Annotated in this window: 21 protein-coding genes and 1 pseudogene; 7 read left to right on the forward strand and 15 right to left on the reverse strand. The window is 64.8% G+C overall.

All coding sequences use genetic code 11. From position 1 onward, the window contains the following. Positions 1 to 46: 46 nt before the first annotated feature. The 4 genes and pseudogenes from phnC (at position 47) to OIN59_RS04120 (ending at position 3360) form a co-directional block, all read left to right on the forward strand. Positions 47 to 908, forward strand: a pseudogene (gene phnC / locus OIN59_RS04105) (phosphonate ABC transporter ATP-binding protein). A gap of 45 nt (positions 909 to 953) precedes the next feature. Beyond that, positions 954 to 1901: a phosphonate ABC transporter substrate-binding protein gene (gene phnD / locus OIN59_RS04110; RefSeq protein ID WP_274107368.1), complete on the forward strand. Its 948-nt coding sequence runs from the start codon at positions 954 to 956 to the stop codon at positions 1899 to 1901. Positions 1902 to 1935: 34 nt separating this feature from the next. Then, positions 1936 to 2742, forward strand: coding sequence for a phosphonate ABC transporter, permease protein PhnE (gene phnE / locus OIN59_RS04115; RefSeq protein ID WP_274107370.1), 807 nt, complete (start codon positions 1936 to 1938; stop codon positions 2740 to 2742). Positions 2743 to 2760: 18 nt separating this feature from the next. Next, on the forward strand, positions 2761 to 3360 hold the full coding sequence (locus tag OIN59_RS04120) for a phosphonate degradation HD-domain oxygenase (protein ID WP_274107372.1): 600 nt from the start codon (positions 2761 to 2763) through the stop codon (positions 3358 to 3360). Between the two features lie 36 nt (positions 3361 to 3396). Here the strand turns inward: OIN59_RS04120 and OIN59_RS04125 are convergent, their stop codons facing one another. Continuing rightward, positions 3397 to 3858 carry an Lrp/AsnC family transcriptional regulator gene (locus tag OIN59_RS04125; RefSeq protein WP_274107374.1) on the reverse strand — a complete coding sequence of 154 codons (462 nt, stop codon included), beginning with the start codon at positions 3856 to 3858 and terminating at the stop codon, positions 3397 to 3399. Positions 3859 to 3955: 97 nt separating this feature from the next. Here OIN59_RS04125 and OIN59_RS04130 point away from each other — a divergent pair, with 97 nt between their 5' ends. Beyond that, positions 3956 to 4927 (forward strand): EamA family transporter, encoded by a 972-nt coding sequence (locus tag OIN59_RS04130; RefSeq protein WP_274107376.1) that lies wholly within the window; start codon positions 3956 to 3958, stop codon positions 4925 to 4927. Between the two features lie 109 nt (positions 4928 to 5036). Here OIN59_RS04130 and OIN59_RS04135 read toward each other — a convergent pair whose 3' ends face one another. Genes OIN59_RS04135 through OIN59_RS04160 form a run of 6 tightly spaced genes read right to left on the reverse strand, consistent with a single transcriptional unit; the run spans position 5037 to position 12028 of the window. Continuing rightward, positions 5037 to 5438: a RidA family protein gene (locus OIN59_RS04135; protein WP_274107379.1), complete on the reverse strand. Its 402-nt coding sequence runs from the start codon at positions 5436 to 5438 to the stop codon at positions 5037 to 5039. Between the two features lie 2 nt (positions 5439 to 5440). Beyond that, on the reverse strand, positions 5441 to 7108 hold the full coding sequence (locus tag OIN59_RS04140; protein ID WP_274107381.1) for an AMP-binding protein: 1668 nt from the start codon (positions 7106 to 7108) through the stop codon (positions 5441 to 5443). Positions 7109 to 7112: 4 nt separating this feature from the next. Continuing rightward, positions 7113 to 8318, reverse strand: coding sequence for an acyl-CoA dehydrogenase family protein (locus OIN59_RS04145; protein ID WP_274107383.1), 1206 nt, complete (start codon positions 8316 to 8318; stop codon positions 7113 to 7115). Positions 8319 to 8322: 4 nt separating this feature from the next. Further along, positions 8323 to 9177, reverse strand: a complete 855-nt coding sequence (locus OIN59_RS04150) for an enoyl-CoA hydratase family protein (protein WP_274107385.1) — start codon at positions 9175 to 9177, stop codon at positions 8323 to 8325. After that, positions 9174 to 9665, reverse strand: a complete 492-nt coding sequence (locus OIN59_RS04155) for a MarR family winged helix-turn-helix transcriptional regulator (RefSeq protein ID WP_274107387.1) — start codon at positions 9663 to 9665, stop codon at positions 9174 to 9176. The genes OIN59_RS04150 and OIN59_RS04155 overlap by 4 nt, the downstream gene beginning before the upstream one ends. A gap of 2 nt (positions 9666 to 9667) precedes the next feature. After that, the gene (locus OIN59_RS04160; protein ID WP_274107389.1) at positions 9668 to 12028 is read right to left on the reverse strand and encodes a bifunctional salicylyl-CoA 5-hydroxylase/oxidoreductase; all 2361 of its coding nucleotides are present in this window, start codon (positions 12026 to 12028) and stop codon (positions 9668 to 9670) included. 113 nt (positions 12029 to 12141) lie between these two features. On the opposite strand from OIN59_RS04160, the gene OIN59_RS04165 reads away from it, so the two are divergent. Further along, positions 12142 to 13428: a class I SAM-dependent methyltransferase gene (locus tag OIN59_RS04165; protein WP_274107391.1), complete on the forward strand. Its 1287-nt coding sequence runs from the start codon at positions 12142 to 12144 to the stop codon at positions 13426 to 13428. A gap of 10 nt (positions 13429 to 13438) precedes the next feature. Next, positions 13439 to 13753, forward strand: a complete 315-nt coding sequence (locus OIN59_RS04170) for a DUF1840 domain-containing protein (protein WP_274107393.1) — start codon at positions 13439 to 13441, stop codon at positions 13751 to 13753. Between the two features lie 135 nt (positions 13754 to 13888). On the opposite strand, the gene OIN59_RS04175 is transcribed toward OIN59_RS04170, so the two are convergent. The 8 genes from OIN59_RS04175 to OIN59_RS04210 all read right to left on the reverse strand — a co-directional run bounded on the left by OIN59_RS04175 (position 13889) and on the right by OIN59_RS04210 (position 23375). Continuing rightward, positions 13889 to 14986: a Bug family tripartite tricarboxylate transporter substrate binding protein gene (locus tag OIN59_RS04175; RefSeq protein WP_407655053.1), complete on the reverse strand. Its 1098-nt coding sequence runs from the start codon at positions 14984 to 14986 to the stop codon at positions 13889 to 13891. Positions 14987 to 15242: 256 nt separating this feature from the next. Beyond that, positions 15243 to 16229, reverse strand: a complete 987-nt coding sequence (locus OIN59_RS04180) for a tripartite tricarboxylate transporter substrate-binding protein (RefSeq protein ID WP_274107395.1) — start codon at positions 16227 to 16229, stop codon at positions 15243 to 15245. Between the two features lie 345 nt (positions 16230 to 16574). Beyond that, complete coding sequence (locus OIN59_RS04185; protein WP_274107397.1) at positions 16575 to 17822, reverse strand: phenylacetate--CoA ligase family protein; 1248 nt, start codon at positions 17820 to 17822, stop codon at positions 16575 to 16577. A gap of 223 nt (positions 17823 to 18045) precedes the next feature. Next, the gene (locus OIN59_RS04190; protein ID WP_056060067.1) at positions 18046 to 18858 is read right to left on the reverse strand and encodes an ABC transporter ATP-binding protein; all 813 of its coding nucleotides are present in this window, start codon (positions 18856 to 18858) and stop codon (positions 18046 to 18048) included. Between the two features lie 221 nt (positions 18859 to 19079). Continuing rightward, positions 19080 to 20408: an ABC transporter substrate-binding protein gene (locus OIN59_RS04195; protein ID WP_274107402.1), complete on the reverse strand. Its 1329-nt coding sequence runs from the start codon at positions 20406 to 20408 to the stop codon at positions 19080 to 19082. A gap of 130 nt (positions 20409 to 20538) precedes the next feature. Then, positions 20539 to 21615 (reverse strand): branched-chain amino acid ABC transporter permease, encoded by a 1077-nt coding sequence (locus OIN59_RS04200; RefSeq protein ID WP_274107404.1) that lies wholly within the window; start codon positions 21613 to 21615, stop codon positions 20539 to 20541. Between the two features lie 28 nt (positions 21616 to 21643). After that, positions 21644 to 22573, reverse strand: coding sequence for a branched-chain amino acid ABC transporter permease (locus OIN59_RS04205; protein WP_274107406.1), 930 nt, complete (start codon positions 22571 to 22573; stop codon positions 21644 to 21646). Between the two features lie 16 nt (positions 22574 to 22589). Continuing rightward, positions 22590 to 23375, reverse strand: coding sequence for an ABC transporter ATP-binding protein (locus tag OIN59_RS04210; protein WP_274108070.1), 786 nt, complete (start codon positions 23373 to 23375; stop codon positions 22590 to 22592). Between the last annotated feature and the right edge of the window lie 35 nt (positions 23376 to 23410).

The following is a 23410-nucleotide window of genomic DNA, read 5'->3' on the forward strand; positions in this document are numbered from 1 at the left end:
ACACTTCGGTTGTCTAGACGACTTCACGCCAGCAAGGAGACCCTTCATGCCAGCAGCCCTGCACATCCAGCAGCTGAACAAGCATTTCGCCAACGGCAAACACGCCCTGCGCGACATCAACCTCACCGTGCAGCGCGGTGAGATGGTGGCGCTGATCGGAGCCTCAGGCTCCGGCAAGTCCACGCTGCTGCGCCATGTGGCGGGCCTGGTGGTGGCCGATGCGGCCAGCCATTCGCTGATCGAGGTGGACGGCTGCTGCGTGCAGCAGGGCGGCCGCATCCACAGTGACATCCGCAAGGTGCGCTCGCAGGTGGGTTTTGTGTTCCAGCAGTTCAACCTGGTGGACCGTTTGCCCGTGCTGATGAATGTGCTGGTGGGTCTGCTGCACCGCACCCCCTGGTGGCGTGGCTGGCTGCGCATGTTCAAGCCGCAGGAGCGTGCGCTGGCGCTCGAAGCGCTGGGCCGCGTGGGCATTGCCGAGTGCCATGCGCAGCGCGCCTCCACGCTGTCGGGCGGGCAGCAGCAGCGCTGCGGCCATTGCACGCACGTTGGTGCAAGGTGCCAAGGTGGTGCTGGCCGACGAGCCCATTGCCTCGCTGGACCCCGAGTCCTCGCGCAAGGTCATGGACATCCTGGCCCGCATCAACCGCGAAGACCGCTGCACCGTCGTCGTGTCGCTGCACCAGGTGGATGTAGCCATCAAATACTGCCCGCGCGTGGTGGCCCTGCACCACGGTCAGGTGGTGTACGACGGCCCTTCGTCCGCCCTCACGCCTGCCTTGCTGCGCAGCCTGTATGGCGTACACGCCGACGAAATTCTGTCGGATGCAGCGGGTGCTCACACCGCACCTGTGCAGGCGCCAACGCCTGTGCCGCAGTGGTCGCCCGCCATGGTTCAGGCTGCCTGAACGGCCTTTCGGTTCTTTTTCTTTCCTTTTTCTGGAGATTTCAACATGTTCAAGAAACTGTGTGCTGCCCTGACGCTCGGGCTGGGATTGACCACGGGCGCATTGGCCCAAGACATCAACTTCGGCATGATCTCGACCGAGGCCTCGCAAAACCTCAAGGCCGACTGGCAGCCCCTGCTGGACGACATGGCCAAGCAGACCGGCCTGAAGATCAACGCCTTCTTTGCGTCTGACTATGCTGGCCTCATCGAAGCGATGCGCTTCAACAAGATGCAGGTGGCATGGCTGGGCAACAAGTCGGCCATGGAGGCCGTGGACCGCGCCAGTGGCGAAGTCTTTGCGCAGATGGTGAACGCCGACGGCACCCAGGGCTACTACTCGCACCTCATCGTGCACAAGGACAGCCCCCTGGCCACGCTGGACGACGTGCTCAAGAACGGCAAGTCGCTGAGCTTTGGCAATGGTGACCCCAACTCCACCTCGGGCTTCCTGGTGCCCGGCTACTACGCCTTTGCGCAGAACAAGATCGACGCGAAGACGCACTTCAAGATCGCGCGCAGTGCCAACCACGAAACGAATGCGCTGGCCGTAGCCAACAAGCAGGTGGATGTGGCCACCAACAACAGCGAGAACCTGGAGAAGATCAAGGAGCGCCAGCCCGAGAAGTTCAAGGACATCAAGATCGTCTGGACCTCGCCCCTGATTCCGCTCGACCCGCTGGTGATGCGCAAGGACCTGCCGGACGCCACCAAGACCAAGATCCGCAACTTCTTCTACAACTACGCCAAGACCGATGCACGTGAGAAGGAGATCGTGATGAAGATCTCCAAGCTGTCGGGCTTCAAGCCTTCGACCAACGCCCAGCTCACGCCCATCCGCCAGCTCGACCTGTTCGGCAAGCGCAACAAGATCGAGGCCGACGCCACGCTGGCCGATGCCGACAAGAAGACCCGCCTGGCAGAGATTGACCAGCAACTCGCGTCGCTGAAGTAAGCCGCCGGTTTGTCCTTGTTGCCCAGGTGTCCCCATGTCCTCTGCTTTGAATCCCTCGCTGGCCACACTGGCCAGCACCTCGTCGCCCAAGCGCAGCCTGGCCTGGTACCTGTCGTGGGGCATCCTGCTGGTGTTGCTGGCGGCTTCCTGGAAGGGCGCCGATATGCGCCCGCTCGCCCTGTGGAACGACTCGGGCAACATGGTCAGCTATGCGGCGGAGTTCTTTCCGCCCAATTTTGCGCAGTGGCAGATCTATGTGCAGGAGATGCTGGTCACTTTGCAGATTGCGCTGTGGGGCACGGCACTGGCCGTGGTGACGGCGGTGCCGCTGGCACTGCTGGCCTCGTCCAACATCGTGCCTTGGTGGGTGTACCAGCCGGTGCGCCGCGTGCTCGATGCGTTCCGTGCCATCAACGAAATGGTGTTTGCCATGCTGTTCGTGGTGGCTGTGGGCCTGGGGCCGTTTGCGGGGGTGCTGGCGCTGTGGATCCACACCTCGGGCACGCTGGCCAAGCTGTTCTCTGAAGCCGTGGAGGCCATCGACCCGCAGCCCGTGGAAGGCATCCGCTCCACCGGTGCGAGCGCACTGCACGAAATCATCTACGGCGTGATTCCGCAGGTCATGCCGCTGTGGATCTCGTACACGCTGTACCGCTTTGAGGCCAACGTGCGTTCGGCTTCGGTGGTGGGCATGGTGGGCGCGGGCGGCATTGGGGTGGTGCTGTGGGAAATCATCCGGGGCTTCCAGTACGCCGAGACCTGCGCGGTCATGCTCATCATTGTGGTCACGGTGAGTGCCATCGACCTAGTGTCGGCGCGCATCCGCAAGGCACTGATCTAAAGGGGCTAGGAGTACCTCATGGCATTGAGTCTTGAAGACATTGCCCACCTGCTCGCTACTCGGGGCGTGAACCAGTACGGCCGCGAGGCGGTCAGCCAGCTGGAGCACGCGCTGCAGTGCGCGCAGTGGGCCGAAAAATCGGGCGAAACCCCTGCCACCATCGTCGCTGCGCTGCTGCACGACCTGGGGCACCTGCTGGCGCCAGGTGGCGACACGGCCGAGCAGGACGACCTGCATCAGTACATGGCCATCCCGTTCTTGCGTGGACTGCTGCCCGACGCGGTGCTGGAGCCCATTCGCCTGCATGTGGATGCCAAGCGTTACCTGTGCACCATGGAGCCGGGGTACTGGGAGACGTTGTCGCCCGCGTCGCAGCACAGTCTGGTGTTGCAAGGTGGCGCCTTCACGCCCAAAGAAGCGATGCAGTTTGCGGCCCAGCCCTTTGCGCAGGAAGCCATTCGCCTGCGCCGCTATGACGACCATGCCAAGGTGCCGGGGCTGGCCACGCAGCCGCTGGGCTACTACTTGGCGCTGTTGCAGCGCCTGGCGCAGGCTCCTGCTGCGGTTGGTGTTGCCGTTGGCGTTGTTGCGGCCGACCGCGTTCCTGTGGTGGCGTAAACAGCCGCACTGCGAGCCCAGGGCGGGCGCTTCGCGTCAGCCGCCCTTGTCGCCATTCACCCAGCTGAGGTCCAGCGGCCGGTCTTCAAACTCGGTGTTCAGCACCACCGTGCTGGTGGTGCGCGCCACGCCCGCAATGGCCTTGATCTCGTAGATCACATCTTCCAGCGCACGGGCATGTGTGGTGCGGATCTTGGCCAGAAAGTCGTATTCGCCCGCCACGCTGTGCAGCTCTTCGACCTGCGGCATGGCGCGCAGGCGGGGCGCCACATCGCGGCAGTGAATGCCACCATCGTTGCGGATGGCCACGAACGCGGTGAAGTTCAGACCCACGCGTTCCGGGTCCACGCTGATCGAAAACCGGCGGATCACACCCTTGTCCAGCAGCTTTTTCACGCGCTCGTGCACGGCGGCAGTGGACAGTCCCACTTCAGCCCCTACATCGGCGTACGAACGCCGGCCATCTGCGCCCAGTGCCGAAATAATTCTGGCGTCCATGTCATCTGTCTGAATATTTGCTTGCATAGCCGCTTGATTTTGGTAAAAATTCCGAAAACCTCGCGGTTTCCATAAATTATTCGGTCAGGTGAAGAATATGCCGGCAATTTTCAATGCGCAAGCCCGTGCACAGCGTAACGGGGCGGTGGCAGTCGCGCTGCTGCTGGTCTACATCGTCTGGGGCACCACGTATTTCGCCATCGGCATTGCGCTGCAGAGCATGCCGCCGCTGCTTATGAATGCGATCCGCTTTCTGTGCGCAGGGGGCGTGATGCTGCTGATTGCACTGTGGCAAGGCCATGCGCTGCCCACGCGGGTGCAGTGGCGCAACTCCGCCCTGGTGGGCGGGCTCATGGTGTTTTTGGCCATGAACTTCATTGGGTTTGCGCAAAAGCTGGGCATCGGCTCGGGCCTGATGGCCACGGTGGTCACCACCATGCCCATGTGGCTGGCGCTGTGGTCGCGCTGGGGCGGAGAGCGCGTGCCCTTCACCAGCTGGATCGGCCTGGCTTTGGGCGTGGTGGGCGCGCTGCTGCTGGCACTGGAGGGCGACTTTTCGGCCACCTGGCTGGGGGCGTTGTTGGCGTTTGGTGCGCCGCTGGCCTGGAGCGTGGGCTCGTATGCATCGCGCAAGCTGTCGTTGCCCGCACCGGCCATGGCCTCGGCCGCACAGTGGTTTGCCGGTGGCGCCATGGGGCTGGTGGTGGCGTTGTGGTTCGAGCCTTTGAGCGCCCTGGGCCAGGTCACTGCCAAGTCGTGGGCGGCCTGGGTGTACCTGCTGGTGTTTGGCACCTTGGTGGCGCTCAATGCGTACCTGTGGCTGCTGCAGAACACGTCGGCGGCGCTGGCGGGCAGCTATTCGTTTGTGAACCCTGCGGTGGCGTTGTTGGTGGGGGTGGCGTTGGGTGGGGAGCTGCTCACGGGGTGGGTGTATGCGGCGTTGCCTTTGATTGGCGCGGCGTTGGCGTTCATTTTGTATGGCAAGCAGGTGCAGGCTTGGTGGGTGGGGCGGGGGGCGTCGTTGAGGGGGAAGGCTGTGGGCGCTACTCCCCCAAGCCGTTTGGGCTGAGGTCGAACGGCATTGAAAATGCAGGGTGCTATTGAAATAATAGCTGTCTACGCATGCCGAATAAGCGCCAGGCAGCGATTTCGTTCAAATCCCTGTAGAAGATGGCCCCTCAAGCATCCGGCACCACCGCTGTCGCCTCAATCTCCACCTTCGCTCGCTCCTCCATCAACCCCGCCACCTGCACACACGCCATCGCCGGAAAGTTCTTGCCCAGCACTTCGCGATAAACCGCGCCCAGCTCCTTCAAGCGCGCGTTGTATTCCTTGCGATCCACCACGTACCAAGTCAGCCGCACCAGGTGCTCAGGCCCCGCGCCGCCAGCCTCCAGCACCGCGCGCACATTCAGCAGCGTCTGCTTCGTCTGGTCGATGAAGTCATCACTCTCAAATTGCTGCTGTGCGTTCCAGCCGATCTGGCCGCCGGTAAAGACCATGGTGCCGCGCGCGGCCACGCCGTTGGCGTAGCCCTTGGGGGTGACCCAGCCCTCGGGCTGCAAAAGGGTGTTTTTCATCGTCATGTTGTTTTGGCGGAAGTGGGCGATGCAGAGGGGGATGAAGCCGCAGCGCCCTGGCGCAGCTTGAAGCGTTGCAGCTTGCCCGTCTCGGTGCGCGGCAGTGCGGTCACAAATTCCACCACGCGCGGGTATTTGAACGGGGCGATGGTGGCTTTCACGTGGTCCTGCAGAGTCTTGACCATGGCCGCATCGCCTGTGTGGCCGGGCTTCAGAACGCAGATGGCCTTGACCACCATGCCGCGCTCCTCGTCGGGCACGCCGATCACTCCGCACTCGGCGACGGCCGGGTGGCGCAGCAGGGCGTCTTCGACCTCGGGACCGCCCACGTTGTAGCCTGCGGTGATGATCATGTCGTCGTCGCGCGCTTGGTAGAAGAAGTAGCCGTCGGCGTCCTGCGTGAAGGCGTCGCCGGGGTAGTTCCAGCCGTCCTTCACATACTTGGCCTGGCGTGGGTCGTCGAGGTACTTGCAGCCCGTGGGGCCGATCACCGCGAGCTTGCCCACCGTGCCGCGCGGCACCTCGTTGCCGTCGTCGTCCACCACCTTGGCGGCGTAGCCGGGCACCACCTTGCCGATGGCGCCGGGCCGGCTCTCACCACCGGGCGACGAAATAAAGATGTGGAACATCTCCGTGGCGCCGATGCCGTCCGTCATGTCGAGGCCGGTCGCGTCCTTCCACAGCTGGCGCGTGGCGTCGGGCAGGCCCTCGCCCGCGCTCACGCTGGTGCGCAGCTGCGGCAGGCCGATCTGCTTGGCAAACGGCGCCATCTGCCGGTAGAAGGTGGGGGCGGTGTAGCAGATGGTCACGCCCGCTTCGCGCATCAGCCGCACCATGGTCTCGGGGGTGTAGGGCTGGTCGGGGAAGTACACGCTGGCCCCCGCCCACATCGGAAACACCAGCAAGCCGCCCAGGCCAAAGGTGAACGCCAGCGGCGGCGAGCCCGCCACGATGTCGTCGGGCGTGGCGCGCAGCACATGGCGCGGCCAGGCCTCGCAGCCCGCCAGCACGTCGCGGTGTGTGTGCACAGCGGCCTTGGGCGCGCCGGTGGTGCCGGAGGTGAACGCCATCAGCGCAATGTCGTCCGCCGACGTGGGGCAGGGCGGCGTGGTGCCGGGCTTGCCCTGTGCGCGTTGCAGCAGGTCGGCCGCATCGGGCGCGGTGTGGAAGGGCACGATGGTGGCCAGCACCGGGTGCTGGGTTTGCGCCGTCTGCAGTTCTGCCAACAGGCGGCCGTCGCACAGCGCCAAGGTGGGTTGGGCGCGGTCGATGATGCTGCCCAGCTCGCCTGCACGCAGCAGCGGCATGGTGGCCACCGCGATCAGCCCCGAGTAGACCGTGCCCAGCCAGGCCAGCGCCATCTCCACCGTGTTGCCGCCGCGTAGCAGCACGCGGTTGCCGGGCACCAGGCCGTGGTCTTGCGTCAGCACCTCGGCAATGCGCGCGGCCTCGGCGCGGGCGTCGCGGTAGGTATACGTGCGGTGCGGGCCGCGCAGCAACGGGCGGTCGATGTTGCCAGCACGTTCGGCCTGGTCGAACAGGGCCTGCACCAGGTTGGCCTGGTCTGTGATCTGCAGCTCGGGCAGGTCGTAGTGCAGCGTGGGCCATGCATCGCGTGCAGGCAGGCGGTCGTGCACAAAGTGGTCGGGCTGGGCGGAGGGGGCTTTCATGCGATTACTCCTGCAAAACGGCCTTACCGATGATGAGCTGCTGCACTTCGGTGGCGCCTTCGTAGATGCGCAGCGAGCGGATGTCGCGGTACAGCGATTCGACCTTGCTGCCCACTTCCACGCCGCGCCCGCCGTGCAGCTGCAGCGCCATGTCGATGACGCGCTGGGCGTTTTCAGTGGCGGTCATCTTGGCCATCGCCGCTTCGGCAGTCACGCGCGCCTGGCCGGTGTCGCGCAGCCAGGCCGCGCGGTAGGTGAGCAGCGCGGCGCTGTCCACCAGCGCGGCCATCTCGCCGATCTTGGCCTGCGTGAGCTGGAAGTCCGCGAGCGTCTGGCCGAACATGCGGCGCTGGCGGGCGTGGTGCACGGCCTCGGCCAGCGCGCGGCGCGCCATGCCCAGGGCAGCGGCGGCGACCGACGCGCGGAAGATGTCGAGCGTGCGCATGGCGAGCTTGAAGCCGCCGTTCTCGTCGCCCAGCAGCGCGGTGGCGGGCACGCTGCAGTTGGTGAACTGCAGCGTGGCCAGCGGGTGGGGAGCCATCACATGGATATGGCGCGAGGCGTCCAGGCCCGGCGTGTTCGCATCGACGATGAACGCGCTGATGCCGCGCGTTCCACCCGCCGGGTCGGTCTTGGCAAACACGCAGTAGAAGTCCGCAATGCCGCCATTGCTGATCCAGGTCTTGGTGCCGGTCAGGGAATATGAGTCTTTTTGGCCGCTAGCGCTTGATGGATAAGCATTAATAGCTATCGTTTGCATAGCGCCAACGTCGGACCCCGCCTCGGGCTCGCTCAGTGCAAACGCCGCGATCAGTTCGCCGCGCGCCACACCTTGCAGGTAGTGCGCCTGCTGCGCGGGGCTGCCCGCCAGCGTGATCGCGCCGCTGCCCAGCCCCTGCATCGCAAACGCAAAGTCCGCCAGCGGCGAGTGGTAGGCCAGTGTCTCGCGCAGCAGCACCAGCGCGCGCGAGTCCAGCGCGGGCAGCGCGCCGCCGTGCGCGGCAGGCACGCAGTAGCGCAGCCAGCCGCCCGCGCCCAGGCGTTTCACCCAGTCGCGGCAGGCGGCGCGGTCGTCGGTTTCATCGACCTCTTGTGCGGCGGCCCAGGGCACCAGGCCCTTGGCCAGCGCGCGGTGAGCGTCGTCAAAGAAGGGCAGGGCCAGGTGCGCTGTCGAAGGCGGGCAAGGGGCGGGGGGCGTGGCGACATGCATGCGCTCAATCTCCTTGAAACACGGGTTTCTGCTTGGCCGCAAACGCCTCATACGCACGCCGGAAGTCTTCGGTCTGCATGCAGATGGCCTGGGCCTGCGCTTCGGCTTCGATGGCCTGCTCGATGGTCATGCTCCACTCCTGGCCCAGCATGGTCTTGGTCATGCCGTGGGCGAAGGTGGGGCCGCTCGCCAGTGCGCGCGCCGTGGCTTGCACGTTGACCAGCAGGTCGGCGCTTTCATACAGGTCGTTGAAAAAGCCCCAGGCCAGGCCTTCGTGCGCGGTCATCGCTCGGCCGGAGAACAGCAGCTCGCTGGCGCGGCCCTGGCCGATCATGCGCGGCAGCAGCGCGCAGGCGCCCATGTCGGCCCCGGCCAGGCCCACGCGGGTGAACAAGAACGCGGTCTTGGTCGCCTCGGTGCCGTAGCGCATGTCGCAGGCCAGCGCCATCATGGCTCCCGCACCGGCGCAGATGCCGTCGATGGCGCCCAGCACGGGCTGCGGGCAGGCGCGCATGGCCTTGATGAGGTCGCCGGTCATGCGCGTGAACTCCAGCAGTTCGGGCATGGTCATGGTGGTGAGCGGGCCGATGATCTCGTGCACGTCGCCGCCCGAGCAGAAGTTGCCGCCCGCGCCGGTGACGACGATGGCTTTCACATCGGTGGCAAAGCGCAGCGCGTAGAAGAAGTCGCGCAGCTCCGCATAGCTCTGGAAGGTGAGCGGGTTCTTGCGGTCCGGCCGGTTCAGCGTGACGGTGCCCACGCCATCGGCAAAGTTCCATGCGAAGTGCTCAGCCACGTAGCTGGCCTGCGGGTTGAACTGCTCGCGCATAGGGTTGCTCGCCCCGATGTAGTGCTTCATTCGGCTGTCTCCAAAGAGTTGTTTTGTGTGTGTTCTTTGACCTTGCCCAGCAAGCGGTACAAGGTGGCGATGTCGCGCTCGCCCAGCGTGGAAAAGGCCTCGACGATCCATTGCTCGTGCTGGCGCGCCATGGTGTTGAACTGCTCGCGGCCTTGCGGCGTGAGGCGCACCAGGTACGCGCGGCGGTCGCCTTCCACGTCCATGCGTTCCACCAGCCCTTCGGCCACGAGCTGGTCGGTGATGCCGGTGATGTTGCCGCTCGTCACCATCATGCGGCGCGAGAGCTCCTTCATCTTCATGCCGTCCGGCGCGCGCTCCAGCTGCGCCATCAGGTCGAAGCGGGGCAGCGTGGTGTCGAACTGCGCGCGCAGGTGGCTGCGCACCTGCTTTTCGATGAGCTGGGTGCAGGTGAGCAGGCGCAGCCACAGGCGCAAGGCCTCGGGGTGTTCGCTGGGGGCGGCGCCGTGCAGGCGGGCTTCGAGGTCCATGGCTAGCCTTCTTCCTCGGGTGCTCTGTTTTTGGTAGCTGTCTGCGCTTGATTGGTAAGCGCTGCAAGCTGTTTTTGTTTGGATATCTCGCGCAGCATCTGGTCGCGGCCGCTGGTGTACTGCACGGGCCAGTCGGTGTGCGCGGCGGCCACGGGGCTCAGTTGCGCGGCGGCGTGTTGCGTCCAGGCCGGGTCGGCCAGGTGCGGGCGCGCAATGGCGCACAGGTCGGCACGGCCAGCCGCAATGATGCTGTTGGCGTGGTCGGCCTCGGTGATCGCGCCCACGGCCATGGTGGCAATGCCCACCTCGTTGCGGATGCGGTCGGCAAACGGCGTCTGGTACATGCGGCCATACACCGGGCGCGAGTCGCGTGTGGTCTGGCCGGAGGACACATCGATCAGGTCGGCGCCCGCAGCCTTGAACAAGCGTGCGATGGCAATCGCGTCGTCAGCGGTATTTCCATCGGGGAGCCAATCGTGGGCCGAGATGCGCACGCTCATCGGTTTGTCGGCGGGCCACAAGGCGCGCAGCGCGGTGAACACCTCGAGCGGGTAGCGGCAGCGGTTGTCCAGGCTACCGCCGTATTCGTCCGTGCGCTGGTTGGTGGCGGGGCTCAAAAAGCTGGCCAGCAGGTAGCCGTGCGCGCAGTGCAGCTCCAGCCAGTCAAAGCCACAGGCCACGGCGCGCTGGGCGCTGGCGATAAATGCGGCAGTGAGCCGGTCCATGTCGGCGCGATTCATGGCGGCGGGCGTCTGGTTCTGTGGGCCATAGGCGATGGGGCTGGCGGCCAGCAGAGGCCAGTTGCCCGTCTCCAGTGGCTCGTCCGTGCCTTCCCAGCCCACGCGTGTGGAGCCCTTGGGGCCGCTGTGGCCCAGCTGCAGGCCGATCTTGGCTGTGCTGCTGCCGTGCACAAAGTTCACGATGCGCGCAAAGGCCGCTTGCTGCGTGTCGTTCCACAGGCCGGGGCAGGCGGGGGTGATGCGGCCCTCGGGCGTGGGGCTGGTCATCTCCACCATCACCAGCGCGGCGCCGCCGAGCGCGCGGGCGCCCAGGTGCACCAGGTGGAAGTCCTGCGGCACGCCCTCGACCGCGCTGTAGGTGGCCATGGGCGAGACGACGATGCGGTTCTTGAGCGTCACGCTGCGCAGCGTGAACGGCGTGAGCATGGGCGGAATCGCTGCCTTGCCGCCCGCGAGCCAAGCTTCGTAGCCCTCCAGCCACGCTGCATCGCGCAGGCGCAGGTTCTCGTGGCTGATGCGTTGGCTGCGCGTAAGCAGCGAGTAGGTGAACTGCTCGATGGGCATGCCGGTGTAGCGGCCCACGTTCTCGAACCATTCGGTGCTGTTGCGCGCGGCGTTCTGGATCTTGAGCACCTCCACACTGCGCCGCGCCTCGTAGTGCTGCAGCACCTCGTTGATAGGCAAGCCGGTGACGAACTCGTTGGCGAGGTCGATGGCGTCTTCCAGCGCGAGCTTGGTGCCGCTGCCGATGGAGAAATGTGCCGTGTGCGCTGCGTCGCCCATCAGCACGATAGGCACCTGCTTGCCGCCGATGGTCTCGCGATGCACCCAGGTGTTGCAGATCACGCGCGGAAAACGAATCCAGTTGGCCGAGCCGCGCAGGTGCGTGGCGTTGCTGATGAGCGCGTTGCCGTCCAGGTACTTGGCAAACAGCTTCTCGCAAAACGCAATCGCCTCGGGCTGCTCCATGGCATCCAGGCCATGGGCCTTCCACACGGCCTCCGGCGTTTCGATGATGAAGGTGGAGGTGTCGGCGTCGAACTGGTAGGCGTGCGCCTGAAACCAGCCATGCTCGGTCTGCTCGAAAGCAAACGTAAAAGCATCCAGTTTTTTGTGCGTACCCAGCCAGACAAAACGGCACGCACGCAGGTCGATGTCGGGCTGGTAGGTGCTGGCGTAGCGCGTGCGGATGCGGCTGTTGAGGCCGTCGCTCGCTATCACCAGGTCAGCGTTGTACTGCGCGGCCAGCGCCTGGTCGTCGGCCACATCGGTCTCGAACACCAGCTCCACGCCTACCGCCAGGCACCGGTCCTGCAGGATGTTGAGCAGCCGCTTGCGGCCAATGCCACAAAAACCGTGGCCTGTGGAGCGCACGCTGCGCCCCTTGAAGAACACTTCGATATCGTCCCAGTGGTTGAACGCATCGCCAATCAGCGCGGCCGTGGGGGCGTCGGCCGCCTGCAGGTTGGCCAGCGTCTGGTCCGACAGCACCACGCCCCAGCCAAAGGTGTCGAACGGCCGGTTGCGTTCGACCACCGTGACGCGGTGCGCGGGGTTTTGCTGCTTCATGAGCAGGGCGAAGTAGAGACCGGCGGGCCCACCGCCAATGCAGAGGATGTTCATGCCAAAATAGTTTAGGCTTAAACAAATTGCTGTCAATGGGGCCTTCCCGGCGAAACCCCTGATGCCATCGCGGGGTGTTGACGCAGTGCAGCAAACTTTTCAAGATGCGCAGCATGAAGCACTTGCTGCACACCCTGGAGGGGCGGCTGGCGACCTTGCCGGTGCCGATGGCCGTCCAGTTGCCTGCGGGCCAGCAATTGGGCGCGTCCGAGCCTGCTGTAACTCTGCGCTTTCGTGACCGCATGGCACTGGTGGCGCTGGCCACGGGCGAGATCGGCAATGTGGGGGCGGCCATCGTGGAAGGGCGCGTGGCGCTGGAAGGCGGCATGCGCGACCTGATGGCCGCCGCTGCGGGCCTGTTGACCCGCGACCCGGCCCGCGACCAGCACCACGGCTGGTGGCAGCGGGTGTTGGCGCGAGCGCGCTCCATGGCCGTACACACGCTGGCGCATGATGCGCGGCATGTGCAGTTTCACTACGACCTGTCGGACGACTTCTACGCGCTGTGGCTGGACCCGCGCCGCGTGTATTCGTGTGCCTACTACCGCTCACCAGACCTGACACTGGCCCAGGCGCAAGAGGCCAAGCTCGACCACATCTGCCGCAAGCTGCAGCTGCAGCCCGGCGACCGGTTCCTGGACATTGGTGCGGGCTGGGGCGGTCTGCTGCTGTGGGCGGCCGAACACTACGGCGTGGATGCCACGGGCATCACGCTGTCGCGCAACCAGCATGCGCATGTGCTGCGGCTTATTGAAGGGCGTGGGCTGCAGGGGCGCGTACGCATGCAGCTGGTGGACTACCGTGCGCTACAAGTGCAGCAGCCGTTCGACAAAATTGCCTCGGTGGGCATGTTCGAGCACGTGGGCCGCGCGCAGATGGGCCGCTATTTCGACACCGTGGCCCGCCTGCTGCGGCCCGGCGGGCTGGTGCTGAACCACGGCATCACGGCGGGTGGCGCAGACAACGCGCAACTGGGCGCGGGCATGGGTGATTTCATCGAGCAGTACATCTTCCCGGGCGGCGAGCTGTTGCATGTGAGCACGGTGCTGCATGACATGGCCCGCGCAGGCCTGGAAATGGTGGACACCGAGAACCTGCGCCCGCACTACGCGCGCACGCTGTGGGCGTGGTCCGACGGGCTCGAAGCCCGATTGCCTGCAGCCCGTGAGGTGCTGGCCGCACCAGGTGGGGCGCTGCAGGGTGACAAGGTCTTGCGTGCGTACCGCCTGTACCTTGCGGGCAGCGCCCTGGGGTTTGAACGTGGCTGGATGGCGCTGCATCAGATGCTGGCCATCAAGCCGGACGGCGACACGACCAGGGGCTCTTTGCCCGGCGCACAATCGGGCTATCCGTTCACCCGCGACCACATGTACGCGGACCCCGGCAACCTTCTCCGATAGGCCCTTGACCATGCTCTACAAGTTCAAATCCCGCGCCACCGCCGACCTGATCATGCTCGAACCCCAGGGGCGCCAGATCGTGGCCATCATCGGCAAGACTCCCGGCGCCAGCGGCATCGTGACCGCTGCCCAGATCCCCGTCGCCATTGCCGCGCTGGAGGCGGCCGTGATCGCCGACGAAGCACAGCCCGAGGCCCAGGAAAACGATGAAGCGGCGGTCGAGGAGCGCAGCGATGTTGTGCGCCTTCGCCAGCGCGCCGCGCCGTTCATCGAGATGCTCAAGCGCAGTGCGGCGGCCGATGTGGATGTGGTGTGGGGGGCGTGACCTGATCGCAGGCGCTTTGAGCCGGTTCTTCATTCAGGTGGGCGCCGGGCACGCGTTGTGCGCACACATGCCCGGCATGGGCCGGGGCCTACCGCCGGTGCGCGCGTGGCCAGAATGGCCTGCGTGACGGCTCCATCAATCCACCTTCGCCCCCGACGTCTTCACCACCTGCGCCCACTTCTTGTGCTCGTTGTCGATGTGCTTGGCAAATTCGGCCGGGGTGTTGCCGCCGGGGATGGCGCCCTGGGCCAGCAGCCGCTCCTTCATGGCAGGCGTGGCCAGTGACTTGGCCACTTCCTGCTGAATGCGGTTGACGACGTCAGCGGGTGTGCCTGCCGGGGCCAGCAGGCCGAACCAGGAGCTGGCCTCGTAGCCCTTGAGCGTGGGGCCGCCCGCTTGCTCTACGGTAGGCACGTCGGGCAGAGCGCTGGAGCGTTCTGAGCTGGTCACGGCCAGTGCGGTGAGTTTGCCCGCCTTGATCTGCGCCATCGACGAGGGCAGGTTGTCGAACATCACGTCGGCGTTGCCCGCCACCATGTCCATGAGGGCCGGGCCTGAGCCCCGGTAAGGCAGGTGCAGCATGAAGGTGCCTGTCATGCTCTTGAACAGCTCACCGGCCAGGTGGATGGAGGTGCCATTGCCGCTGGACGCCATGTTCATCTTGCCGGGGTTGGCCTTGGCCACGCGGATGAAATCCTGCACGTTGTGAATGCCCTGGGCCTTGGCCTTGTCGGCGTTCATCACCATCACGTTGGGCACGGCGGCCACCAGGGTGATGGGCGCGAAGTCCTTGATGGGGTCGTAGGGCAGCTTGGCGTACAGCGCGCGGTTGATGCCGTGGGTGCCCACGGTGCCCATCAGCAGCGTGTAGCCGTCGCCGGGCGACTTGGCCACGATCTCTGCACCCACGTTGCCGCCCGCGCCTGCGCGGTTGTCCACGATGAATTGCTGGCCGAAGGCCTTGGACAGCTCGGGCGCCATGGCGCGGGCCAGGATGTCGGTGGTGCCACCGGGGGCAAAGGGCACGACGATGCGCACGGGCTTGGTGGGCCATGCACCCTGGGCGCGTACGGTTGCAGGCAGCCATGCTGCAGCGCAGGCCAGCGCGATGGCACTGGCGGTGAGGGCCAGTGCCTTGCGGCGTGCGGACTGTTGTTGCACAGCGCCCCTCGTGGCTGTGGTGGCGATGGGGTGGGTCGGGTGGGTGGTGGTGTGAGCGGGACGGTGTGCCATGGGGTTCCTTGTCTTGATGAGGTGTACGTTGTTGTCCCCCGGTTCTACGCGTGCTGTCGCCATTGGTGCAGATGGATAACCCCAATCGGGCTACTAAGGTGCGGCGGTGCTGCGGGCCGTGTGTTGGCCCCGTGCACGACCCACCAGCGGCCCCAACGAACAGGCATGAAAAAAGCCGCAGCGCATCGTGTGATGCGGCGGCTTTGAAAGGGCAGGGGAGGACTGCGTGGCAGGCCTGCCCAAGGCGCAAGGGAGATCAGTCCGCGTAGGTGCCTGCAGCCTTGATCACAGCGCCCCACTTGTCGATTTCGGACTGCACAAACTTCTTGTGCTCGGCGGGTTCCATGCGTTTGTCGGTGACGACCACGGCGCCCAGGGCTTCTTGCTTCTTGATGAAGTCGGGGTCCTTCAGTGCCACCTTGAGGGCTTCATTGATCTTGGTCACGACGGGGGCTGGCGTGCCCTTGGGCGCGTACAGGCCGTGCCAGATGCTGACGTTGAAGTCCTTCAGTCCAGACTCCGCCAGGGTCGGCAGATCCTTCAGGGCCGGGGTGGTCAGGCGCTTGGGGGTGGTCACGGCGTAGGCCTTGACCTTCTTGCCTTCAATCTGGCTGGTGGTGTTGGTGGTCTGGTCGCACAGCAGGTCGATCTGGCCGCCGATCAGGTCGGTGATGGCGGGGGCCGTGCCCTTGTAGGGTACGGGGGTCATGTCCACCTGCATGGCGCTCTGGAACATCAGGCCGCACAGGTGCGACGCTGCGCCCAGGCCGGCGTTGCCCAGGTTGATCTTGCCCTTGTTCTGCTGGATCCAGGCGGAGAGTTCCTTGAAGTTGTTCGCAGGCATGGTGGGCCGAGCGATCAGCGTCATGGGCACATCGTTGACCATGCCCAGGTATTCAAAGTCGTTGGGCACGCTGAACGGCAGCTTGCGGTACAGCGCAGGCATGGTGGACATGCCAATGTGGTTGAGCAGTAGCGTGTAGCCATCGGGTGTTGCACGGGCTACGCGGGCTGCGCCGATGGAGCTGCCTGCGCCGGCAGTGTTGTCCACCACCACGGTAGCGCCCAAAGGCTTGCGCAGTGCCTCGGCCAAGTCGCGCGCCACTCGGTCGGTGGGGCCGCCTGCCGCAAAGGGCACCACGATGGTGACGGTCTTGTCCTTGGCGGGGAAGTCCTGGGCGTGGGCGCCAAAGGCGGCCACTGCGGCAGCAGCGACGACGGCGAGTCTCAGCGTTGTTTTCATGGATGCTCCTGTAAATGACGGGCCATGATAGCGAGGGGCATTTCCGGCAACATTGCGGATAGTACGTAGCACACCAGTCGCATGGTCTTTGAACTAAATGGGCCTGTGGCGCCCGTATATATTGCCTTTTGTGCTATTGAATATGTAGCGTTTGTTAGGGTAAACACTGCGGTGCCCCGGCGCGCTCAGTGGGCATGTTTTGCGCTGCCGCAAGGCTTTGGACCGCCTCGGTCATTGATGTGTATGCACATTGTGGTGTCAGCGCGGGCATGTGCCACTCTTTCTGGCGGGCACTGAGGGCCGGTTGGCGATCTCCTGCGAGATCGCCAACCGGCTCCGGTGGAGCTACTTGTAGCTGCGGGCGTCTTCGATGACCTTGCCGTCGTTGGGCAACGTGCCGGGCGGCACCATCTGCACTTCGCCGCGCAGCTTGGTCACTTCGCGGATGGCGTCGCTGAGCTGGTGGGCCAGGCCCTCAGCGGTCTCGGTGGTCTCTACCTGCAGCACCATCTGGTCGTTGGCCATTTCGCCGCTGACGACGAGCCGTGCGCGCTGCACCTGCGGAAAGCGCCGGGCAATGGTGGCGATCTGCCCTGGGTGCACAAACATGCCGCGCACCTTGGTGGTCTGGTCGGCCCGGCCCATCCAGCCTTTGATGCGGGTGTTGGTGCGGCCCGTGGGGCACTGGCCCGGCAGCACGGCCGACAGGTCGCCCGTGCCAAAGCGGACCAGCGGGTAGTCGGGGTTGAGCGTGGTGATGACCAACTCGCCCACCTCGCCCTCGGGCACCGGGTCGCCGGTGCCGGGGCGCACGATTTCGACGATCACGCCCTCGTCGAGCACCAGGCCTTCGCGGGCTGAGGTTTCATAAGCGATGAGCCCCAGGTCGGCCGTGGCGTAGCACTGGTAACCCGCGATACCGTGCTCGGCAAACCAGTCGCGCAGCGAGGGCGGAAAGGCCTCGCCCGACACCAGCGCCTTGGTTACCGTGGGCAGCGCTACCCCCATCTCGGTGGCCTTCTCGACAATGATTTTCAGAAAGCTGGGCGTGCCGATGTAGCCCGCAGGCTGCAGCTCGGCCATGGCCTGCACCTGCTGCTCGGTCTGGCCGGTACCACCGGGGAACACGGTGCAGCCCAGGGCGTGGGCGCCGGTTTCCATCATCGAGCCCGCAGGCACGAAGTGGTAGCTGAAGCTGTTGTGGATAAGCTCCCCGCCGCGAAAGCCCGCCGCGTGGATCGCCCGCGCCATGCGCCAGTAGTCGCGCCGCGTGCCCTCGGGCTCGTAGATGGTGCCGGGGCTGGCAAACACGCGCGTCATGCCCGCGCCAAAGCCCAGTGCGCTGAAGCCGCCAAACACGTTGGCGGCGCGGCCCGCCTGCTGGCGCTCCAGCAGCTCGTACTTGCGCGTGACGGGCAGTTGCGCCAGCGCAGCGCGGCTGGTGATGGTGGCGGCATCCACGCCCGCCAGAATGCTGGCAAACGCGGGCGATGCCTTCTGGGCATGGGCGATCTGCTGCGGCAGCGCGGCCATCAGGGCCGCTTCGCGCTCTGCGGGGCTGCGGGTTTCCAGGGCGTCATAAAACGTGCTCATGCCTGGGTTTCCTTGTGAGGTTGTTTGGGTGAAATATGCCTCTAGCGCTTTTCTATCAAGCGTAAGCAGCTATGAAATTGAGAGTGATTCCGTTTGAGGTCTGAAAAGGAACACGGCCCTGGTCGCCCGCGCTAACCCACCAGCGCACCCGTGGAACTGGCTTTGCCAGGCCACCGGGTGCGTCCCCCTGAGGGGGAAGGCGCGCAGCGCCACAGGGGGCTCCTCAAGCCAACCAGCGCTTGCGCCGCTTGTAGCTTTTGACATCCTTGAAACTCTTGCGCTCGCCACCGCCCACGCCCAGGTAGAACTCCTTGACGTCTTCGTTGTTGGCCAGGTCGCTCGCAGCGCCGTCCATCACCACACGGCCGCTTTCCATGATGTAGCCGTAGTCCGAATATTTGAGCGCCATGTTGGTGTTCTGCTCGGCCAGCAAGAAGGTGACCTTCTCCTTGGTGTTCAGGTCCTTCACGATGTTGAACACCTCCTCCACGATCTGTGGGGCCAGGCCCATCGAGGGCTCATCAAGCAGCACCATGCTGGGGTTGGCCATCAGCGCGCGGCCGATGGCGCACATCTGCTGCTCGCCGCCCGAGGTGTAGGCTGCCTGCGAGGTGCGGCGTGTCTTGAGGCGCGGAAAGTAGTTGTAGACCTTCTCCAGGTTGGCCGCGATCTCGGCCTTGCTGGTGCGGGTGTAGCTGCCCGTCATCAGGTTCTCTTCGATGGTCAGGTGGGCAAAGCAGTGCCGCCCCTCCATCACCTGCACCACACCGCGCTGCACCAGGTCGGCCGGCGAGAGGTTTTCGATGCGCTCGCCACGCAGCTCGATCGAGCCCTTGGTGACCGCGCCGCGCTCCCCCTGCAGCAGGTTGGAGATGGCGCGCAGGGTCGTCGTCTTGCCCGCCCCGTTACCCCCCAGGATGGCCACGATGGAGCCCTCGCGCACCTGCAGCGAGACGCCCTTGAGCACCAGGATCACGTGGTTGTAGATGACCTCGATGCCGTTGACGTTGAGAACAATATTGCTGTTGGAGTCCATGGTGTTGCCTTCCTGTACCAATCCAAAGAGCTGTTGCACAACCCTTTGGATTGGCGGCTGCCAAAGAGGCAACCGCTGTTCACTGGCCCTTGAAACTGTCGCTGCCCAGGCCAGCGCCACCGCGCAAGGGCTGCCCCGCCGCGCTGGTGGCGTCCCCCTTCCCGCAGCGCGAAGCGCTAAGAGAGAAGGGGGAAGCGGCGCAGCCGCTCAGGGGGATGTCCTCAAGACTGGCAGTCCGCCGCATCGCGGCGCGTCATCTTCTTGTCTGCCAGGTACTTGTCCGCACCGGCCTTGACCATGGGCTTCAGGATCTGCTCATCGGCCTGGTACCAGTCGGACGAGAAGTTGAACTTCTTGCCGTCCCAGGTGTGCACGCGCGCCCAGGTGGAGCCCATGTGGTCGGCGCAGCTGGTGGACAAGGGGCGCATCACGTCCTTGAAGCCCAGTGCGTCCAGCTTCTTCTGGTCCAGGGCCAGGTTTTCCATGCCCCAGCGCACTTGTTCGCCGGTCATGACCTTGCCCTTGCCAAAACGCTCCTGCGCACGGCGCACCGCTTCGACGGCCAGCATCTGGATGATCACGCCACGCGTGTACAGCACCGAACCCACTTCGTCCTTGGGACCCGTGCCCTGGCCCTTGTCGTGCACGTTCTTCAGGATGTCCTGGATCACCTTGGGCTGCTGGCCCGAGGTGTTCAGTGCCAGCGCGTTGTAGCCCTTGGCGCCGTCGCCCACGTCACGCACATCGGGCTCGGCACCGGCCCACCACACGCCGTACATCTTGTCGCGGGGGTAGCCGGTGGCCTGGGCTTCCTTGAGGGCGGTGGAGTTCATCACGCCCCAGCCCCACAGCAGCACGTAGTCGGGGCGGCTCTGGCGCACTTGCAGCCAGGTGGCTTTTTGCTCCACGCCGGGCGCGGTCACGGGCAGCATCTGCAGCTCAAAGCCGTGCATCTTGGCGCGCTCTTGCAGCAGCGGGATGGGTTCCTTGCCAAACGGGCTGTCGTGGTACACCAGCGCGATCTTCTTGCCCTTGAGCTTGTCCAGGCCGCCATTGGCCTTGCCAATGTGCTGGATCAGGATGTCGGCGCCGGTCCAGTAGCTGCCCATGTAGGGGAAGTTCCACTTGAACGCCTGGCCGTCCTGCGCCACCGACAGGCCATAGCCCAGCGTCATCAGCGGAATCTTGTCCACGGGGGCTTTTTCGGTCAGTGCAAACGTGATGCCGGTGGCCTGGGGGTCAAACAGCGACACGCCGGGACGGCTCTTGAGGCGTTCGTAGCATTCCACGCCACGGTCGGTGGCATAGCCGGTTTCACATTCTTCAAAGGTCAGCTTCACACCGTTGATACCGCCGTCGCGGGCGTTGATCATCTTGATGTAGTCCTGCTTGCCGTTGGCCCATGGCACGCCGTTAGGGGCATAGGGACCGGTGCGGTAGGACAGCAGCGGGAAGAACTGCTCCTTGGCTTGCGCGAAGGCGCTCGTCGTGACGGACGATGCACCGGCAGCAACCACCGCCGCGGCGATCACGAGTTTCGAAAGCTTCATGGATGTCTCCTTTGGATGAATGTGTTGAAGCACGGGGGAAAACAGGACGGATAGACAGTGAGTGAACGCGGCAATGCGACAGGCACGTATCGGGACTTGCGAGTAAGGGGTTTCCTGCAGCGCGGACCGGTCAATGGGGGAAGGGCCACAGGCGCAACTTCTGCTTGCCGGTGGACCACAGCTTGGCCAAGCCATGAGGCTCCACGATCAGGAACCACACGATCAGCGCGCCGAAGATCATCAGCTCGGCGTGCGACACGCCTGCCGTGGACACCTCGATGCCAAACAACCCCATGAAGGCGGGCAGGAACTGGTTGAGCACGATGGGCAGCACCACGATGAAGGCCGCACCAAAGAAGCCGCCCATGATCGAACCCAGCCCGCCGATGATCACCATGAACAGCAGGCGAAACGAAATCTCCACCGAGAAGGCCGCAGGCTCCCACGCCCCCAGGTGCACAAAGGCCCACAGTGCACCGGCCATGCCCACGATGAAGGAGCTGACGGCAAACGCGCTGAGCTTGGCGTACATGGGGCGGATACCGATCACGGCGGCGGCCACGTCCATGTCGCGGATGGCCATCCACTCGCGGCCAATGGCGCCGCGCACCAGGTTCTTGGCCAGCAGGGCCACGACCACCAGCAGGGCCAGGCAGAAGATGTACTTGCTGGTGGCGCTCTCGATGGGCAAACCGAACACCTGCAGGTTGTTCACCGACACCGAGCCCGAGTCGGAGTTGTTGGTGAACCACTTGATGCGCAGGAACATCCAGTCACTGAAGAATTGCGCTGCCAGCGTGGCCACCGCCAGATACAGTCCCTTCACGCGCAGGCTGGGCAGCCCGAACAGGATACCGAAGAACGTGGCGCACAGCCCACCCAGGATGAGTGCCGGAATCAGCGGCATGCCTGGAAAGCGCACAAAGAAGTTGTAGGCCCCGTAGGCGCCCACCGCCATGAAGGCGCCCGAGCCCAGCGAGATCTGCCCGCAGTAGCCCACCAGGATGTTCACCCCCAGGGCCGCCAGCGCCATGATGACGAAGGGGATCAGGATGGCGCGGAAGATGTAGTCGCTGGCCAGCATGGGCACGACCAGAAAGGCGACAGCCAGCAGCACCGCAATGGCGATGCGGTCCTGCGCGATCGGGAAGATCTGCTGGTCGGCGCGGTAGCTGGTCTTGAACTGGCCGTTTTCGCGGTAGAGCATGGAAGTCTCCTGTTCTTGCTGTTATGGGTTACACGCGGTCGATGATCTTCTCGCCAAACAACCCTTGGGGGCGGAACAGCAAGAACACCAGCGCCAGCACATACGCAAACCAGATCTCGATGCCCCCGCCCACGAACGGGCCCAGGTACACCTCGGACAGCTTCTCGCCCACGCCGATGATCAGCCCGCCGATGATGGCGCCGGGCACAGATGTCAGGCCGCCCAGGATCACCACCGGCAGTGCACGCAGTGCCACCGTGGTCAGCGAGAACTGCACACCCAGCTTGCTGCCCCAGATCATCCCGGCCACCAGGGCCACGACGCCCGCCACGCACCACACGATCACCCAGATGCGGTTGAGTGGAATGCCGATGGATTGCGCCGCCTGGTGGTCGTCGGCCACGGCACGCAGTGCGCGGCCGGTGGAGGTTTTCTGGAAGAACACCGACAGCAGGGCCACCAGCGCAGCGGCAATGGCGGCGGCAATCACGTCTTCCTTGTTGATCAGGATGCCGCCCTGGAACATGGACTCCAGCGCAAAGATCGGCTCCTTGGGCATGCCCACGTCGATCTTGTAGATGTCGCTGCCAAACAGCGTCTGGCCCAGGCCTTCCATGAAGTAGGTGATGCCCAGCGTGGCCATGAGCAGCGTGGCGCCCTCCTGGTTCACCAGGTGACGCAGCACCAGCTTTTCAATCAGCCAGGCCACCACAAACATGATGGCGCCTGCAATAACGAAAGCAGCAAGGTTGGCCACGATGGGGTTGTCGATGCCGGTCCACTTGGGGATCCACTCGGCAAAGCGGGCCATGGCCAGCGCTGCAAACAGCACCATCGCGCCCTGCGCAAAGTTGAACACGCCAGAGGCTTTGTAGATCAGCACAAAACCCAGCGCCACCAGCGAATACAGCATGCCGGCCATGAGGCCGCCGATCAGTGTTTCGAGAAAGAATGCCATTGTTTTTCTCCCGCCCTTAGTGGCTCGTGCCCAGATAGGCACTGATCACGTCTTCGTTGTTGCGCACTTCGTCGGGGCTGCCGTCGCCGATCTTCTTGCCGTAGTCCAGCACCACCACGCGGTCGCTGATATCCATCACCACGCCCATGTCGTGCTCGATGAGCACGATGGTGGTGCCGAACTCGTCGTTCACGTCCAGGATAAAGCGGCACATGTCCTGCTTCTCTTCCACGTTCATGCCGGCCATGGGTTCATCGAGCAGCAGCACCTGCGGCTCCATGGCCAGGGCGCGGCCCAGGTCCACGCGCTTTTGCAGGCCGTAGGGCAACTGGCCCACGGGGGTCTTGCGGTAGGCCTGGATTTCGAGGAAGTCGATGATGTGTTCGACGTACTCGCGGTGGCGGATCTCCTCGCGCTCGGCCGGGCCGATGCGCAGCGCCTGCATCAGCAGGTTGCTTTTGATCTTGAGGTTGCGGCCGGTCATGATGTTGTCGATCACGCTCATGCCCTTGAACAGTGCCAGGTTCTGGAACGTGCGGGCCACGCCCATCTCGGCCACCTGGCGCGAGTTCATGTGGTCAAACGTCTTGCCCCGGAAGGTGATGGAGCCTTCGGACGGCGTGTACACGCCGTTGATGCAGTTGAGCATGGAGCTTTTGCCTGCGCCGTTGGGGCCGATGATGGCGCGGATCTCGTGCTCCTTCACGTTGAAGGAGATGTCGGTGAGCGCCTTCACCCCGCCAAACCGGAGGCTGATGTTCTTGACGTCGAGGATGACGTCGCCGATCTTCTTAGTGGTCATGGTGGGGGGCTTCTCCAGCGGGTAGAGCGCGGGTT

This window comes from Acidovorax benzenivorans, assembly GCF_028680575.1.
Classification (GTDB): domain Bacteria; phylum Pseudomonadota; class Gammaproteobacteria; order Burkholderiales; family Burkholderiaceae_C; genus Acidovorax; species Acidovorax benzenivorans.